Genomic DNA, 15,957 nt, shown 5'->3' with positions numbered 1-15,957 from the left:
GCCTAACGATTTTATATCAAGGCGAGGTCAACCATTCGCACTATATTTGTAAAACGTTCAATCATATTAATCAAAATCACAACAAAAAAGACACCCTATTACAGGATGTCCAAAAACTGGGCTAGCTGGATTCGAACCAACGCATGACGGAGTCAAAGTCCGTTGCCTTACCGCTTGGCTATAGCCCAAAAATGGTGGAGGGGGACGGATTCGAACCGCCGAACCCTGAGGGAGCGGATTTACAGTCCGCCGCGTTTAGCCACTTCGCTACCCCTCCGATAAAACAGTGCCGGCCAGAGGACTTGAACCCCCAACCTACTGATTACAAGTCAGTTGCTCTACCAATTGAGCTAGACCGGCATATTGATACCTTATGCTGAAACAACAAAAGTGTTCCAGGAAAATGGTGGAGGATGACGGGCTCGAACCGCCGACCCTCTGCTTGTAAGGCAGATGCTCTCCCAGCTGAGCTAATCCTCCGAAGCACAGGACGTGCGAGTGCATGCGTTGCAACAGGACGTTGCGCACTTAGCATGCCTTCCTTTTCTTTTAAAGCACAAGTACGCATCATAACAGATGTCATACCCTGCATTTGAAGACGAGTGCATGCCTGCTTAAAATGCTGTCCTAAAATGGTGACCCGTACGGGATTCGAACCCGTGTTACCGCCGTGAAAGGGCGGTGTCTTAACCGCTTGACCAACGGGCCTGATCAAACATATCAGCAATTTCTCAAAGCTGACAAAAATTATTATATACAGGTTGACCCCTATTTGTAAAGAGATAATTTAAAATTTTTATTTTCAAAATTTTCGACTGATGTTTTTAATCATGACCAATGTTTTTGTTTACAATATAAGTATCTATTTTTTGAGAGGAGTAAACATAGATGATATTAGTCAGCTCTTGTTTAGCAGGGATTGAGTGCCGATATAACGGAACCCATTGCAATGTCGAAAAAATAAACAAACTGATAAAGGAAAATAAAGCAGTGACAGCCTGTCCTGAATTGCTCGGCGGTTTTCAAACTCCTAGAGAGCCTGCGGAAATTGCAGATGGAAAAACGGGTGAAGATGTGTTAAATGGCAATGGTGTCATTATCACAAAGTCTGGAGAAGATGTAACAGAGCTCTATTTAAGAGGTGCTTATAAAACACTTGAACTAGCTAGAGATATTCAAGCGGATACCGTTGTGTTAAAAGAAAACAGCCCTTCCTGTGGCAGCAATTATATATATGATGGAAGTTTTTCTGGCAGCAAAATAATCGGAAACGGGATCACAGCAGCCCTACTTAAAAGAGAAGGCCTTCGAGTCATTTCTGAACAGCAAATAAATGAACTTAAAGAAAACAATGCTTCTAAATAACGCTGTGCAATTAAAATTTATCAAGGAAAGTTTGAGATACTGTCATTGGGGTTGTGGCAAGCGGAAAAACTCCATACAAAACAGTCCAAGCCATTATGCCATCTGCGAACTTTCCTTGAGCTGTTTCATGATGGATCTAATTTTTCAAAATACAGCTAGGAGTGCTCCAATAAAACAAAGCATATTTCTAGGCCTGAAAGAATTATAATAATAAAAAAAAACTTAAATAATATTGTCATCAACTGCACCTAACAATAATTGTCCATAATACATAAAGAACTAGAATTTAATAAGCCACATTTCCTTTATGAAGTCCCTCTGCAAATCATTGAATTGGTTTATCCCTCTCCTATACCGTTAATCCTAATGCATGCTTGAAAAATGATATGGTAGTTGAATTTAATTAAACGTTTGTTTAAAATTACCATTAACATTTATTTGCAGAAAGGAGCAACACCATGAAGAAACGCGTGATTTCCATGCTTACAGCCTTGTTATCCATTACAATGATATACCCTTCCACCTCTTCTGCGAAAATCGCAGATCAACAACAAACATTCCCTGTCTTAAAACATGCAAAAACCCCTGAAGATGCTGGATTTTCAGCAGAAAAACTAGAGAAAGTTGACCGGTTGATTGAAAAAGATATTCAAGCAGGATTTCCCGGTGCTACATTAATCGTGATCAAAGATGGCATGATTGTAAAAAAAGAGGTTTATGGCTATAAGAAAAAATACAATCAACTCAACCTGTTAAAACACCCGAAAAAAATGAAGGCTGATACAATGTTTGATCTTGCTTCCAATACAAAAATGTATGCTGTCAACTTTGCTCTGCAACATTTAACAAACTGCGGCAAGCTTAATCTAGATGCAAAAGTCTCACATTATATTCCAGAGTTTAAAGATGCTCCGAAAGACACCATCAAAGGAAAAAAACAGCTTCGTGTTCGTGACTTACTTCAACATAGAGCCGGACTTCCAGCAAGTTGGAGTTACTATGATCCGAAAAGAGCGGGGCAACTTTATTCTCAAGAACGGGAAAGGACATTAGCATTCCTGGCAAAAACACCACTTGCATACAAACCCGGAACAAAACAAGTTTACAGTGATATCGATTACATGCTGTTGGGGCTAATCATCGAAAACATCACGAACCAACGGTTGGACAGATATGTTGAACAACAGTTTTACAAACCACTCGGTCTCAACCATACGATGTTTAACCCTTTGCAGAAAGGCTTTAAACCACGTCATTTTGCAGCCACTGAACGGGTTGGAAATACACGTGATGGAATTGTTTCGTTTCCTCATGTGAGGAGATATACGTTACAAGGCGAAGTTCATGATGAAAAAGCTTTTTATTCAATGGCAGGTATTTCAGGTCATGCGGGTTTATTCTCAACAACTGAAGATATGGCTGTACTACTTCAAGTCATGTTGAATGGCGGCGGTTATGGGTCTCACCAGTTCTTTAGCAACGCGATTATTCAACAGTTCACAAAACCCGCCTATGACACATATGGTTTAGGCTGGCGATTGAATCGAAATCATGATGTGAAATGGATGTTCGGAAAACATGCGAGTAAACAAGCATACGGACATACCGGTTCGACGGGAACAATTACACTGATTGATCCGGCCTATCAATTAGGGATTGTTTTACTGACCAATAAAAAACATTCGCCAGTCATCGCTCCTGAGAAAAACCCGAATCAATTTGAAGGTGATGGATTTGCAACAGGTAAATACGGAAGTGTGATGACCACTATTTATGAAGCACTGAATCATCAATAGGAGGCGACTTTTCATATGAAAATAGTTTTTCGTTACATCCTGATCACTACATTGCTATTTTCTCTCACATTAGCACCAAGTGCTGAACAGGCTGATGCAAAAAAACAGACGATCAAGCAAATGGTCAAATGTATGTCACTTGAAGAAAAACTTGGTCAAATGTTGATGTTGGATTTTAGAAATTGGCAAAAAAAAGAGGAGTCTAAGCCTTCAGGGTTAACTAAAATGAATAACGAAGTAGCCAGTATCATTCAACAATATCATCTAGGCGGTGTTATTCTCTTTGCAGAAAATGTTACCGGCACTGAACAAACGGTTCACTTAACAAATGGTCTGCAAAAGGCAAGTCGAAAGCTCCCGCTTTTCATAGCGATTGATCAAGAAGGCGGGATTGTCACACGTTTGGAGTCAGGTACAAACTTACCTGGAAATATGGCACTTGGCGCTTCAAGAAGCCGAAAAAATGCTTATCGATCAGGAAAACTGATTGGGAAAGAATTATCTGCATTAGGTATCAATGTTAACTTTAGTCCGGTACTTGATGTAAACAACAATCCCAATAATCCGGTGATCGGGATTCGTTCCTACAGTTCAAAACCTGAATTAGCGGCTCAGCTAGGTATTAAGACGATGAAAGGACTACAGAAGGAACAGATCATAGCGACAGCAAAACATTTCCCTGGACACGGTGATACAAGTGTTGATAGCCATTTAGGTCTGCCGCTTGTTCCGCATGACCGCGATCGACTCAATCGTATCGAACTTTATCCTTTTCAACAAGCCATTAATGCGGGAATTGACATGATCATGACAGCACACGTCCAATTCCCTGCCTTTGATGACACAACTTACAAAAGCATCAAAGATGGGCAAGACATCATTGTTCCCGCAACACTTTCTAAAAAAGTGATCACAGACCTTTTACGGAAAAAGCTTGGATTTGATGGTATTGTCGTAACAGACGCTTTAAACATGAAAGCCATTTCAGATCATTTTGGTCAAGAAAAAGCCGTTATTATGGCTATTCAGGCAGGTGTAGATATCGCACTTATGCCAGCGAAAGTGACATCCCTTAAAACAGAAAAAAACTTAGCAACTGTGTTTCAGTCCCTCCTTCATGCCGTCAAACAAGGGGAGATACCCATCAAGCAGATCAATCAATCGGTCGAGCGAATCCTGACAGCAAAAATGAAGCGCGGAATTTTGAATGATGATTCTACATCAATTCGTAAAAAAATCAAACGCGCTTTAAAAACAGTCGGAAACCATAAGCATTTGAAACAAGAAATGAAAATGGCACGAGAAGGTGTGACCGTTTTAAAAAACAAACACAAAACACTGCCATTTAATCCGAAAAAAGGGGACACCATTTTAGTTCTTGCACCTTTTGAAGAACAAACAAAAGCGATCAAAAAAACGATCAGAAGGATCAACAGAAAAGCAGTTATAAAGGAATATCATTTTGCAAAAAAAAGATTTAACAAAGCAATCGAAAAACAAATTGATCAAGCTGATTATGTTATTACGGGATCATATATCGTCAAAAACGACCCAGTCTTAAATGAGGAAACCACCCATCATGATTCAAACAAATGGGCGACCATTTTCCCTCGAGCCGCCATGAAATATGCACAGTTAAATCGGAAAAAGTTTGTTTTAATGAGTCTTCGCAATCCTTATGACACAGCAAATTTTGAAGAAGCTCAAGCGGTGATTGCAGTATATGGCTTTAAAGGCTATACTGACGGACGTTTCAGGCAGCCGAATATTCCGGCCGGAGTGGAAGTCATCTTCGGAAAAGCAAAACCGAAAGGGCGATTACCAGTTGATATCCCTTCAGTCACACATCCAGGTCAAATCCTCTATCAATACGGCTATGGATTAAATATGAAAACAGGCAAGCCGCTTAGTCAGGAGGGAAACTGATGAGAAAAAAACCACTGTGGTTGTTGACAGGAATTGTTGTTATTGGCACATTGACAGGAGCAGTCTGCCCAGACCAAAAAGTCTCACCAGGCATTGAAATGCTCATGAACAACAAACGTTTATTAACCAATAAAAGGATCGGACTGATTACAAATCCTACTGGTGTTGATTCTCACCTGACAAGTAGCATTGATTTACTCCATCAAGATCCACATATTAAGCTTGCCGCACTTTTTGGACCTGAGCACGGTGTTAGAGGCGATACACAAGCAGGTGATCAAGTCGACTCATACATTGATGAAAAAACCGGTCTGCCTGTTTACAGCCTTTATGGTAAGACAAAAAAGCCGACAGGAGAAATGCTCCAGCATATTGATGTTCTTCTCTTTGATATTCAAGATGTGGGAACACGTTTTTACACTTACATTTACACAATGGCATATGCAATGGAAGCAGCAAAGGAAAACAACATTCCCTTTGTTGTCCTGGACCGACCTAATCCACAAAGCGGAAAAAAAGTGGAAGGTCCTGTCCTTGATCCTGACTATTCGTCTTTTGTTGGAAGATATCCGATACCTTTAGTACATGGCATGACAACCGGTGAATTGGCAAAACTTTTTAATCGAGAATTCAAGATTGGTGCTGACTTAACCGTCATTAAAATGAAGGGCTGGAAACGACAAATGTTTTTTGAAGATACAGAACTTCCTTTCGTCCTCCCTTCACCAAACATGCCGACTCCTGATACAAGCATTGTCTACCCAGGCACAGGCTTACTTGAAGGAACAAATATTTCTGAAGGAAGAGGGACAACAAAACCATTTGAATTGATCGGTGCACCTTACATCAATAGCACAGATCTCGCCGAAAAATTGAACAGTTTAAAACGACCAGGCGTTCGATTCAGAGCTGCATCGTTTACACCAACATTTTCAAAATACCACCATCAATTGTGCCACGGTGTTGAGCTTTATGTAACAGACAGATTCACATTTCAGCCTGTCAAAACCGGCATCACCATTATTAAAACGATACACGATCTTTATCCGGATCACTTTAAGTTCCTATCCTCAGGTAGCTTTAATCGTCTCGTTGGCAATAGCTGGATGAAAGCAATGATTGAAAAAGGCACAGCAACTAACGAAATGTTCAAAATAATGGATGCCGAGAAAAATCAGTTTATGAAAGTCAGAAAGAAATATTTGCTTTATTAAATATCAAGCTTTTCAGGATGTTGTAGATGATCGAAATATAACACCGATACCTACATGATGGCATCGTTCCACGAACTACACTGATGACAACAATAACAGCAATGATTGTAAGCATGTTAATAACCCGATTCCACAAAGCGCAGCCATCACAAACTTCATTACATCAACACCAAGCATGTAAACGAGTGAAGTAAGCTATTAAAGAACAAAAGAGCACCACAGAAATGAGGGTCATGATGATAACAGAAAATCGCTAACATCATCAAGTCTCCTTCTTTTCTCGCTTGCCCGAATAAGGTGGCAAGCTTATTTTTTCTCAAAATCGGGCGAAACCGCTAGATTTCCCAAGATGCCAATTTGCTGAGAAAAGCGCTGACTGAACAATGGTGAAAGAACGATATCTAATATAGAGTGTAGCGAAATAAATAATGCTAGAATCAACTAATCTATTTAGATGGTTTAAAAGAAATAAATACACGTATAGGACAAACTCAGTACAACAAAAATGAATGGAATAATTTAACTAATTGGTTGATGTATGAAATTATTTCTAATTGGAAGAAACTTTTTAAGGGGGTCATGCGTCAGTAAATACGTCACATCATTTAGAAGGAGTACCGCCATGTCCAGATCATACAGTACACGAACGACTAAACAAAAACATAAAAAAATAAGACGACGGCTAATATTAACCGCTTTATTTCTTGCTTGTGTGGCTTTTTATGTTATTGTCCCAGCAAATTTATATCAACACCAAGAAAATCACTTGCAGGCATCTGAAAAACCAACTAAACTCGAAAAGAAAAAGAAACATCAGCAAAAAAAACAGAGCAGTATTCTGACGAAAAACGAAAATAAACAAGTCGATCAGTATTTGAAAAGCATCGGCTTCAGCGGTACAGCACTGATCGTGGATAAAGGAAAAATTGTTACCAGCAAGGGCTATTCATACGCAGACCGTAAGAACAAGGTGCTGAATACAACTGATACCGTTTTTTATATTGGTTCTGCACAAAAATCAATTATTGCAACTGCTGTTCTCCAACTTGAAGAAAAAGGTCTACTGTCAGTAAACGACCCTGTTTCTACATACATTGCCGACTTTCCAAATGGATCGAATATTACTTTATATAACCTATTGACACACACATCAGGAATTAAAGGTCACAAAGAAACTAAAGGATACATTTCACCGGAAAACCTTATGAAAGACATTAAAAATCGCGGTGTGGTGAATCCACCAGGAATATGGAAATATAAAGACTCTAACTATTCTGTACTGGCCTACATTGTTTCTAAACTGAGCGGTGAACCAATTGACCATTATATTGACGAACACATTTTTAAACCTGCCGGCATGAAACACGCAGGATTTTATCAAACATTTGCTAAACAAGCTCGAACATCAATAGGCTATAAATTTAGCCCGTTACAAAAACTATCTACTCCTTATATGCCTGATTTATCACAGCTTTACGGGGCAGGCGATATGTATATGACCGCTTATGATATGTATTTATTTGATAAAGCACTATTTGAAAGGACCATTATTTCCGATGTAAGCTTTAGAAAAATGTTTACACCATATCGCGCCACATATGGCATGGGCTTTTACATTGCATACGGAAATTATTCGAGTCACGGTGTCATGCCTGGATATAATATTTTAAACAACTTCAGCCAAACAGGAAAAAGATATGTGATTCTTTTTTCCAACATACAAAACAATATCAAATCATTTGGCGCTGTGAACAACCATATTTACGGTATATTGAATAATGGAGCTTAACGAAAAAAAGGGCTATCCTGAAAGTCGTGTGGATGAATAAAAATTGGGGAATTTGCTCGCTTTCCGCGGGAGTCTCGCAATTCCCCCTGATTTATGTTGAAAAAGGACTTTTTAGACAGCTCCGTCCTTTTTGACGTTTAAAAAGTATTGACCAAGCAAGACTTTTTATCAGAGTCACATGATTTTCACCATTATTCTGCGTTTATCTCTTTTGGCAGCCGAGATGGGGCCTTCGGAACTTGGCGTTGCTCATGATTGATGACATCAGAAGAGTATACTGTAATGATCATACTTCCTTTATTTTGTTTAGCACGAATCAAAACCGGCTGGTTATATCTGTTTTGAAAACGAAAGTCGGGTCCTTCCCAACTGACAGTGGCATCTCGCTTAGGTGGTACATAAGGTACACGCCTACTATGGGAAAAGCGCTGGACGATATGAAGCCCTGCCCGATCGGCTGCATTAAATAGTGTTGAAGATACTTGACAAATGCCCCCACCAACTCCTTCAGACAATTCACCTCTAACAATAACAGGAGCTCGCATATATCCCTTTTCTTCGGTTCTCATTCCAACTACTTTGTTAAATGAAAAAACTTCATTAGGAAAAATAACATAATTATCAATTGCTTTTGTAGCAAGCGCTATATTATGTGAACGGCTTTCGTTGTTAGAATTAAAATAAGTCACATACTGACCTATCCGCTGTGTCCGAATGTGAGCGAGTAACTCACTATCAACTTTTGGATAAATATTTAACTCCGGCACTTCTACCTGTGCTGGACCACGGCCAAAGAAATACGCATAAAACTTCTCATTAAACGCCTGCCGATAAAGTTTATATCCGATCCGCCCTGGAGTAATTTCTCCCCTTTGATTAATCATAGCGTTTTCAGGGTTCCGATATATTTTTTGGTCAAGTTGGTCAATAAACTTACGATATTTTTCCTGGTCGATGATTGGAGTACCAGAAGGAGACATCATAAAATCTTCACGATTTACAGTAGCAATTGTCTGACCTTGTTGCGTAATTGTTAATTGATCAGAAAGTGCGCCAACTTGAGACCATAATAAAAATCCTGTTATCCATATATGTATCATGATCAATTTACCTCCCATCCTAGTTTGAACAGAGGCTCTCCCTTTCATGTATGACTTGCTTTCGACTCAATAAGATTCATTGATCGGCCAGTAAAGATTAATTAGAAGATGTTTACAGTTAATATTGCGCGGGTAAATGCGTTGAACAAAAATTTAATGATAGCAGATAATAAAAAAAGGCTCCCAAAGGAAGCCAAAGTATGAGGGGTAAAACCTTAAGAACGTATGTTCTATTATATTTTACCTTTATGGAAACAACTTGTCAATACTTGAAGAAGTGAAAACTTGTTAATTTTGTTTTATTAAAACTTTATTTAAGGTTCTCATTTGAATATTAATCTATAATTGTTTTCCACTTACCCATTGTAAACCAGCGAAAGGCAACACCTAGCGCGGTTGCTAGTGCATATAGAGGTGTCGGGTCAAAAACCAACTACGTTCTTTAACGGTTTTCGAGATTCAGTAAGTTCCTGTTGTTTTTTCTTATCTACATGAAGCTCTAAGGGAATCCATTACCATTGATTCTACATATTTAATTGGAATGTCTCACATGAATCTTGGAATATGCTATAATGAACTTGAATAACTTGACAAATCAGCTGTTCATCTACAAAAATCCCTTAAATTGTATAAGGAAGAAGGCTGCACCCATTTAACAAAAACTTTATTTAATCTGTCTCATGTTAATGCAAAGAAGAATGAGATGACTTTAGCCAGAGACTTATATCTTGAAGGAAAAGAACTAGCTGAAAAAAAGCATGAATTCGATTATGTTGCAAAATTAAACTTGCTTAAAGGGCTTTACTTTGCAAACGATCTAGATCTAATCCGAGAATCATTTAAGTTCTTCGAAGATAAAGGTATGTATGCTGACATGGAGAATTACAGCATTCTTACAGCAGAGATCTTGAAGAAAAGAGAAATGTTTTGTGACTCTTTAGAGCTTTATGACATTTCAGTAAAAGCAAGAAGACAGATTAAGAGGAGCGGGATATCTATATGAAAGTTAAATTGTTTATTTGCGCTAATGTATCGTTAGGTGTTGGAGGAACTCTTAGTTCTTCTTTAGGAAATCAGGCAATTAACACACCTCTTAGTGACAGGATTGGATCTTAAGCGATTAATGGTGGAATAAAATTATTGAAAAGACAAAGAGCATGTATTCGATACATGCTCTTTATTAATCAAACATACAGATCTTTTTGATAAGTCATCTTCTTTTTTGAGGCTCTGAAATATTGGGCTACTTACTCTCTACTAAAGTCAAAAAGAATTAAAAACTATTATTCTTTCTCAATTATGGTTAGGTTTTTTTACCTAATCCAAATGGTTCATTTTCTTAGAATGAAAAAACCTCCCGCCATCCTTTTCATTAACATGATAAAATTTTAACTGATTGCCATTTTTATGATGTTGTTTAAAAATAACTATCTGAAATGAAAATGTGATGGCGGACAAGAAAAAACAATTAAAAACTGAACTGAAAAATGCAGATAAAAAGTCCGATCAAATCGTCGATACCCTCAAAAATAACATGGATCGGATCATAAACCGAGTGAATGATATCGTTGATCGGATAAGTGGACTAATTATTATTATACAATGAAGATATCAAAATCGCAAACAACTCGGAAAAATGCGTTTCATGCTGTAGAAGATCTGAATCAATCTTTGACAGTCGAATACACACAAGCATTGGCTGAAGCCGAAAGTGTCTCCAAAAAATTCTCAGCATTGATGGAAGCCACAAGTAATGGAAAAAGCGCTTCTCCTATGTATTTTGATAAGAAGGCTTTTCACTCGAATAAGTTATATAAAGAAGCAATCAAAACCGACAAACAAGCGACTACATATATTAATGCAAAAAAGAGCAAGCAGAAGCCCGCAGAATTGCAGAGTTGCAAGAGAAGCTTGCAAATGTATCTGACCCTGATGAATATATTAAAATGGCTAAAGAAATTGGTTATAACAACCTTTCACCAGAACAACAGGAGTATGTTAAATCCCTTGAAGAAGAAGATGTTAATTTCTGGGAACGCCCTATTGATTATGTATCAGAGAAGTTAGACGATATCGATGACGGTGTTATAAATCTTATAGAAAAAGGAGATGAGAAACTAAAAGAAGTTTTAGCACCTGTAGATGAGGCAGGTAAAAAATATTTAGGGCCTGTATACGACTACATAAAAGCAAAAGAAGCGGCTAAAGAGGATTTTTGTATGGATACTCTTCACGGTGTTGCAGCATTAAATAAATTTTTAAGAAATGCTATCTTTCATCCCGTTAGAACTGCAAACTCGGTTATAGAATTCGACTATAAAAAAGCCTGGAATGCTTCTTGGGATGAAGTAAAAGAAAAATGGGATAAAAACTTTGTACATGGAGATTTGTATTCAAGGACACATTATGCTGAATATCTTAAATTAAATATCGTCACTACATTTATATCAGGTGGTGCCGGTGCAGCATCAAAGGGTGCATCAATTGCTTCGAAAGCTGGGAGATTTGCAAGCATGCCGGAAAATAAATAGTCAGACAAGGAATAAAAGGCGCTGGAAAAGTTGTGAGGGACGTCAAAGAAGTTAAAGAAGTTTTTAAAACTTTATCAAAGGCTGGAAAGATGTCCAATACTCGTGCTCGTCAGTTCCTAGTGAAAAAAGGAATCCCAATTAATGCGAAAAATTTACAAAAGGATGGACATGGTCCCATTCATCAAATCAAGAAGGCTTATGATCCTCAAATATATGCTGTAAAGTTAGATTTACAATTCTTTGCAGAGAGGACAAGTGAATCCATATTCTCTAATAAAGCTACCAAGCATATATTCCACGGTAATATTAATGGTAAGGGTAACCCTTCTGGATATCACCATTCAAATATTATATCAGATGCTACTTTATCAAATGTAAGCGATCCTGATAATTTTGGAGTATATAAAGCCACAATAGAGATGAATGGAAAGAAGAAATTTTCTACATTCTTCCCCAAGAACTGGAATCGAGTAGACGTTATGGATGCAATAAAAGATGCAAGAAATTCTGTAGATTTTGATGGTGCTGGTTGGTATACGGGAAAAACTGAAACAAGAATGAAAGTAAAAATGTGGTTAAATAATAGAGGTCATGTAGATACTGCATTCCCAATTTATACAAATAGAAATATGAGGTGAAATAATGAAGATAGAGTACACTTTTAAACTAGAAAACGAGGGTTTCTATATACCGAAGTTTACTAGTGAGTTTAAACTAATTGAGTTAATGTTTGAAGACATGGCAGCGTTTGGAGAAGCCATTTTCAAAGAATATATAGAAAAGGTAATAAATGGGGAAAGTAACTTCGAAGAAATTTATGGAAACATATGTGCTTTGGAAATTTCACTAGAATTCACTAAAATAAGTACAGAATTTGTATCTGATGGATTAGCTAATGAAATAAGTGTTGAGACAAGAGAGTTGCTTAATCTAATAAACAAATGGATTGAAAAAAATGATCTTTAGTTTATCGAATTTATAAGAAAATCCTAAATATTTCAATGTAACATAATTATTATACTTTTGAAGAATTAAGTAATCTTTTAGGTAGCAATTTCCATCAAGATATAGAATCTCCAGAACAAGCTTTACAAGATTATATTAATAGGCAAAGTAAAGATTGGATGCAAATATTAATTTACTGTGCAGAAAGTTTTTTAAATAGCAACATATCCAATCAAGAAAAAGAAAACTTTATTAAATCGAACGCTGAAATTTACTTTCATGCCATGGATTTAACTCCTATACAATGGTTAAAAAGTGTAATCGAACAAATAAAACAATCTATTTAAATACTTTTGAGGACCCCTCTATCGAGAAGAAGGGTCTGTTTTTATGCAAACAATCTTGTCCAAGTAGCTTTCCGAGCAACCGCATCCACAACCAGACCAAAAACACGAAGGCAAAAATGTTCAAAAAGGCAAGCATGGTGACGGAGATCCCAAAACTCCCCATCAATCAAAATCAAAACCACACGAGCCTGTTCAAAAGGTTGATAAGCCTCACGAGTCTACTAAAGATGCTGGAACAGTTTCTGGCAAGCGTCCTCATGAGTCTTCTAAGCCGAAAAAGAAAGATGTTGACAATGGAAGTAAGGGTGCGGGGGAAGATACGAAGAGGTATGGTAATCCTCCTGAAGAAGAAATTAAATTTAAGATTGATATTGCTGCTGAAAAAAAAGCTGAAGAAATAAGAAGTACAGGTTTGAAAAATATAGAGGACTTTGCTAAGAATACTGGTTTGAAGTTACAGGAGGCAACAGATTTAAAATCACATCTTTTTCTTAATAAATATGATCTTCCAGCTTACGATGAGAAAGGTTTATACTTTTATAATACTAGATTAACACCTGATCCTGAAGTAGTATATGCTTTTCATAAAGCTCTGAAAGGAGAACTAACTCCTGATCAGAAAAAATGGTTTCAACAGTTAAAAGCACATGAATTGGATGAAAAAGTCCGAATGGATTCTGGAAAAGAATACTATAGACATCCAGACTCTTGGGATTTCGAGTCAAAAAGCTGGAAATCAAAGCCTCCTGGTGCACATGATAATGCTGTTGCCACAACCTGAATTTGGAACATTTCCTGGATATAAGGAGGAAAGTTCGTCATTTTATAAAATCAAAAAAGGTGATGAATATGATATTGTCTTTTAGTAGTGCGGTACAAAGAATAAATGAAATAGACTGGAATATTGAAGAAAAGCCCAAAGAATCACATTCAGTTCTGTTGGCCGAATATTTGAGAAGAATGGCTATTTTTACAAAGCCTTATACTTCTAATCAAAGTCCAATAGGAAGTCCGCTAAAAGTCCTAAATATTGAAAACAATGATTTGTTGCTAGAAATCGATAGGGTTGTGGATAAAGGTTTTCCTGATATTGACAACTCAATACACTATAAAATATGTAGAGATTATTTAGAGACAGCATATATTGTTGAAAAAGGCTTATCGGAAGCTTTAAAAGTAGCAAATATTTATGAACCTATTATTATATTTTTTGAAAGAGGTGGGAAATTAAGATTTGATAGCGACAGGGCTTTGAGTTGTGGTAGTGCTGCTTTTGTTCTCAATAATTGGATTGATTTTCATAGCAGTAGGTTAGAAACCGATATTAGCGATCCTAATTTGAAGACAATCGATCTTAATAAAGAAAATTAACTCCTTCTGAAACTAGAAAACATAGACGAGCATTCAACAAAGTTAAAAATAAACTAATTGAAGAGTGGGAAAAAAAGACTGGTCAGCAATGGCCGACTTATTCTGAAGACATTATTTCAGAAAAGACAGGTGAACCAATTCGAAGAAAAGGTGATAATTATGATGCCCATCATATAATTGAAAATAGTTTTCAGGGAGAACATGAATGGTGGAACATACACCCTGCAAGATTTCCGAATGAACATCAATCCGGTATTCATGGTACTGGATCACCAGCTAATAAGCTGTTTAAAGGAGGTAAGTAATTTATGAAATATGACTTTATTAAAAACCAAGCCGGTAATCAGTTTTACCCAGTAAGCGAAAAAGAAATTGAAGAAACTGAATCAATTCTAGGACTAAAACTTCCTTATGATTTAAGAGAATTCTTTATTGAAGTTGGTTATGGTTTTTTAAGAAAAAAATCTGAGTACAATATCAATCGTATTATGGGACCAGCTTCTATAAGAGATGCTAGATTAAAAATTAATGATTTTGAGTTTTATCCAGATATAGAAGTTTATGAAGAACTTGAAGAAGATAAGTTGATTTTTTTTGAAGCAAATGAAAGTGCCCTGTTACTAATAGAATTAGGTGAAGAAAAAAATAATTCAATTTATTACGACGAAATAAAAATAGCTGATTCTTTAGAAGAGTTTTTGATTAAAATTATGGAAGATGATAGCTATTATATTGATCTAGAATAAAACTAGAATCTGTATAGTTAAAACATCTATTGTTCTTTTCATGAAATAAATAAACTCTTAACCTTGATTGGCTATATGTCTTTCAAGGTTCTTAACATAAAAAAGACCCTTTTGAGACCTTTTTTCATATAAACAACCATTATGATTAGACTGTCCAGTTCTAGCAATAGTTACAATCTTCCACAACAATGAATTTATATACTCATGTTACTAAAGAGCTCAATAAAGATGCCGGAGATGCATTTTTAAAAATAAGAAAAGTGTTTGGTCAGTTATTTGGTCAGCTGAAAAATCTTATATAAACAAAAAAAGCTTTCTCATCATCGAGAAACCTTGTCATCTCAACATATTCATGTAAGCTTCCAAGCGGGCTCGAACCGCTGACCTCTTCCTTACCATGGAAGTGCTCTACCTGCTGAGCTATGGAAGCATTGGCTCCGCAGGTAGGACTCGAACCTACGACCGATCGGTTAACAGCCGATTGCTCTACCACTGAGCTACTGCGGAATAAAGAATTGCTTCGTTTCATGCAAGGTAAAGATATTAAAAAATTCAGCTTGGCGGCGTCCTACTCTCACAGGGGGAAACCCCCAACTACCATCGGCGCTGAAGAGCTTAACTTCCGTGTTCGGCATGGGAACGGGTGTGACCTCTTCGCTATCGCCACCAAACAAATTGCCTACAGGACGTAGGTACTGGGCGTTCCTCACAGAGGTGAGTCATTAGCCGAGTTTCCTTGCCTTTGGCTTCTTGAGAGTATTCTCTCAAAACTAGATAACGCGTTATAAACCATTCACAAATCATTTTAGGTTAAGTCCTCGATCGAT

At 37.1% G+C, this 15,957-nt stretch carries 14 protein-coding genes, 7 tRNA genes, 2 rRNA genes and 3 pseudogenes (1 of these 26 cut by a window edge); 15 read left to right on the top strand and 11 right to left on the bottom strand.

Annotated elements, in window-relative coordinates; all coding sequences use genetic code 11:
• Positions 1-116 precede the first annotated feature (116 nt).
• From HOO54_RS03280 to HOO54_RS03260, 5 genes are all read right to left on the bottom strand, one after another.
• Positions 117-188, bottom strand: a tRNA-Gln gene (locus tag HOO54_RS03280).
• Positions 189-192: 4 nt separating this feature from the next.
• Positions 193-277, bottom strand: a tRNA-Tyr gene (locus HOO54_RS03275).
• A gap of 10 nt (positions 278-287) precedes the next feature.
• Positions 288-360: transfer RNA gene (locus HOO54_RS03270), tRNA-Thr, on the bottom strand.
• 44 nt (positions 361-404) lie between these two features.
• A tRNA-Val gene (locus tag HOO54_RS03265) sits at positions 405-480 on the bottom strand.
• 153 nt (positions 481-633) lie between these two features.
• Positions 634-708 (bottom strand) — tRNA-Glu (locus tag HOO54_RS03260).
• Positions 709-888: 180 nt separating this feature from the next.
• Between HOO54_RS03260 and HOO54_RS03255 the strand changes: the two genes are divergently transcribed.
• The 4 genes from HOO54_RS03255 (at position 889) to HOO54_RS03240 (ending at position 6,301) form a co-directional block, all read left to right on the top strand.
• Positions 889-1,365, top strand: coding sequence for a 2-thiouracil desulfurase family protein (locus HOO54_RS03255; protein WP_172291860.1), 477 nt, complete (start codon positions 889-891; stop codon positions 1,363-1,365).
• A 458-nt stretch (positions 1,366-1,823) separates the two neighbouring features.
• Positions 1,824-3,161, top strand: a complete 1,338-nt coding sequence (pbp4b, locus tag HOO54_RS03250) for a penicillin binding protein PBP4B (RefSeq protein ID WP_172291862.1) — start codon at positions 1,824-1,826, stop codon at positions 3,159-3,161.
• A 15-nt stretch (positions 3,162-3,176) separates the two neighbouring features.
• Positions 3,177-5,087, top strand: a complete 1,911-nt coding sequence (locus HOO54_RS03245) for a glycoside hydrolase family 3 protein (protein ID WP_172291864.1) — start codon at positions 3,177-3,179, stop codon at positions 5,085-5,087.
• A complete protein-coding gene (locus HOO54_RS03240; protein ID WP_172291866.1) occupies positions 5,087-6,301 on the top strand; it encodes an exo-beta-N-acetylmuramidase NamZ family protein in 1,215 nt (404 codons plus the stop codon). Before HOO54_RS03245 ends, HOO54_RS03240 begins: the two co-directional genes overlap by 1 nt.
• An 87-nt stretch (positions 6,302-6,388) precedes the next feature.
• On the opposite strand, the pseudogene HOO54_RS25080 reads toward HOO54_RS03240, so the two are convergent.
• Positions 6,389-6,487: pseudogene (locus HOO54_RS25080) on the bottom strand (hypothetical protein); the annotation flags it as partial.
• 436 nt (positions 6,488-6,923) lie between these two features.
• Here HOO54_RS25080 and HOO54_RS03230 point away from each other — a divergent pair.
• Positions 6,924-8,090, top strand: coding sequence for a serine hydrolase domain-containing protein (locus HOO54_RS03230; RefSeq protein ID WP_172291868.1), 1,167 nt, complete (start codon positions 6,924-6,926; stop codon positions 8,088-8,090).
• A 191-nt stretch (positions 8,091-8,281) separates the two neighbouring features.
• Here HOO54_RS03230 and HOO54_RS03225 read toward each other — a convergent pair whose 3' ends face one another.
• A complete protein-coding gene (locus tag HOO54_RS03225; RefSeq protein WP_172291870.1) occupies positions 8,282-9,190 on the bottom strand; it encodes a VanW family protein in 909 nt (302 codons plus the stop codon).
• A 703-nt stretch (positions 9,191-9,893) separates the two neighbouring features.
• Between HOO54_RS03225 and HOO54_RS03220 the strand changes: the two genes are divergently transcribed.
• The 10 genes and pseudogenes from HOO54_RS03220 (at position 9,894) to HOO54_RS03180 (ending at position 15,130) form a co-directional block, all read left to right on the top strand.
• Positions 9,894-10,193 carry a hypothetical protein gene (locus HOO54_RS03220; RefSeq protein WP_172291872.1) on the top strand — a complete coding sequence of 100 codons (300 nt, stop codon included), beginning with the start codon at positions 9,894-9,896 and terminating at the stop codon, positions 10,191-10,193.
• 444 nt (positions 10,194-10,637) lie between these two features.
• Positions 10,638-10,796 (top strand): hypothetical protein, encoded by a 159-nt coding sequence (locus HOO54_RS03215; protein WP_172291874.1) that lies wholly within the window; start codon positions 10,638-10,640, stop codon positions 10,794-10,796.
• A gap of 292 nt (positions 10,797-11,088) precedes the next feature.
• Positions 11,089-11,721, top strand: coding sequence for a hypothetical protein (locus HOO54_RS03210; RefSeq protein WP_172291876.1), 633 nt, complete (start codon positions 11,089-11,091; stop codon positions 11,719-11,721).
• A gap of 32 nt (positions 11,722-11,753) precedes the next feature.
• The gene (locus tag HOO54_RS03205; RefSeq protein ID WP_216664687.1) at positions 11,754-12,359 is read left to right on the top strand and encodes an EndoU domain-containing protein; all 606 of its coding nucleotides are present in this window, start codon (positions 11,754-11,756) and stop codon (positions 12,357-12,359) included.
• A 4-nt stretch (positions 12,360-12,363) separates the two neighbouring features.
• The gene (locus HOO54_RS03200; protein WP_172291878.1) at positions 12,364-12,687 is read left to right on the top strand and encodes a hypothetical protein; all 324 of its coding nucleotides are present in this window, start codon (positions 12,364-12,366) and stop codon (positions 12,685-12,687) included.
• Positions 12,688-12,755: 68 nt separating this feature from the next.
• Positions 12,756-13,013 (top strand): annotated as a pseudogene (locus tag HOO54_RS03195) (contact-dependent growth inhibition system immunity protein); the annotation flags it as partial.
• 412 nt (positions 13,014-13,425) lie between these two features.
• Positions 13,426-13,794 (top strand): hypothetical protein, encoded by a 369-nt coding sequence (locus HOO54_RS03190; RefSeq protein ID WP_172291880.1) that lies wholly within the window; start codon positions 13,426-13,428, stop codon positions 13,792-13,794.
• A 68-nt stretch (positions 13,795-13,862) separates the two neighbouring features.
• Positions 13,863-14,384, top strand: a complete 522-nt coding sequence (locus HOO54_RS03185) for a hypothetical protein (RefSeq protein WP_172291882.1) — start codon at positions 13,863-13,865, stop codon at positions 14,382-14,384.
• Positions 14,375-14,689, top strand: a pseudogene (locus tag HOO54_RS24035) (T7SS effector LXG polymorphic toxin); the annotation flags it as partial. The gene HOO54_RS03185 and the pseudogene HOO54_RS24035, both read left to right, overlap by 10 nt.
• Positions 14,690-14,692: 3 nt before the next feature.
• Positions 14,693-15,130: an SMI1/KNR4 family protein gene (locus HOO54_RS03180; RefSeq protein WP_172291884.1), complete on the top strand. Its 438-nt coding sequence runs from the start codon at positions 14,693-14,695 to the stop codon at positions 15,128-15,130.
• Positions 15,131-15,487: 357 nt separating this feature from the next.
• Here HOO54_RS03180 and HOO54_RS03175 read toward each other — a convergent pair.
• The 4 genes from HOO54_RS03175 to HOO54_RS03160 form a co-directional block, all read right to left on the bottom strand.
• Positions 15,488-15,560, bottom strand: a tRNA-Thr gene (locus HOO54_RS03175).
• A 2-nt stretch (positions 15,561-15,562) separates the two neighbouring features.
• Positions 15,563-15,637, bottom strand: a tRNA-Asn gene (locus tag HOO54_RS03170).
• 48 nt (positions 15,638-15,685) lie between these two features.
• Positions 15,686-15,801: ribosomal RNA gene (gene rrf, locus HOO54_RS03165) — 5S ribosomal RNA — on the bottom strand.
• Positions 15,802-15,936: 135 nt separating this feature from the next.
• A 23S ribosomal RNA gene (locus tag HOO54_RS03160) occupies positions 15,937-15,957 on the bottom strand; it runs 2,911 nt beyond the window's last position.

Source organism: Bacillus sp. WMMC1349 (assembly GCF_013155385.1).
Classification (GTDB): Bacteria; Bacillota; Bacilli; order Bacillales; family Bacillaceae; genus Bacillus.
Note: the sequence above shows the minus strand (reverse complement) of the source record. Positions and strands in the feature narration are given on the sequence as shown.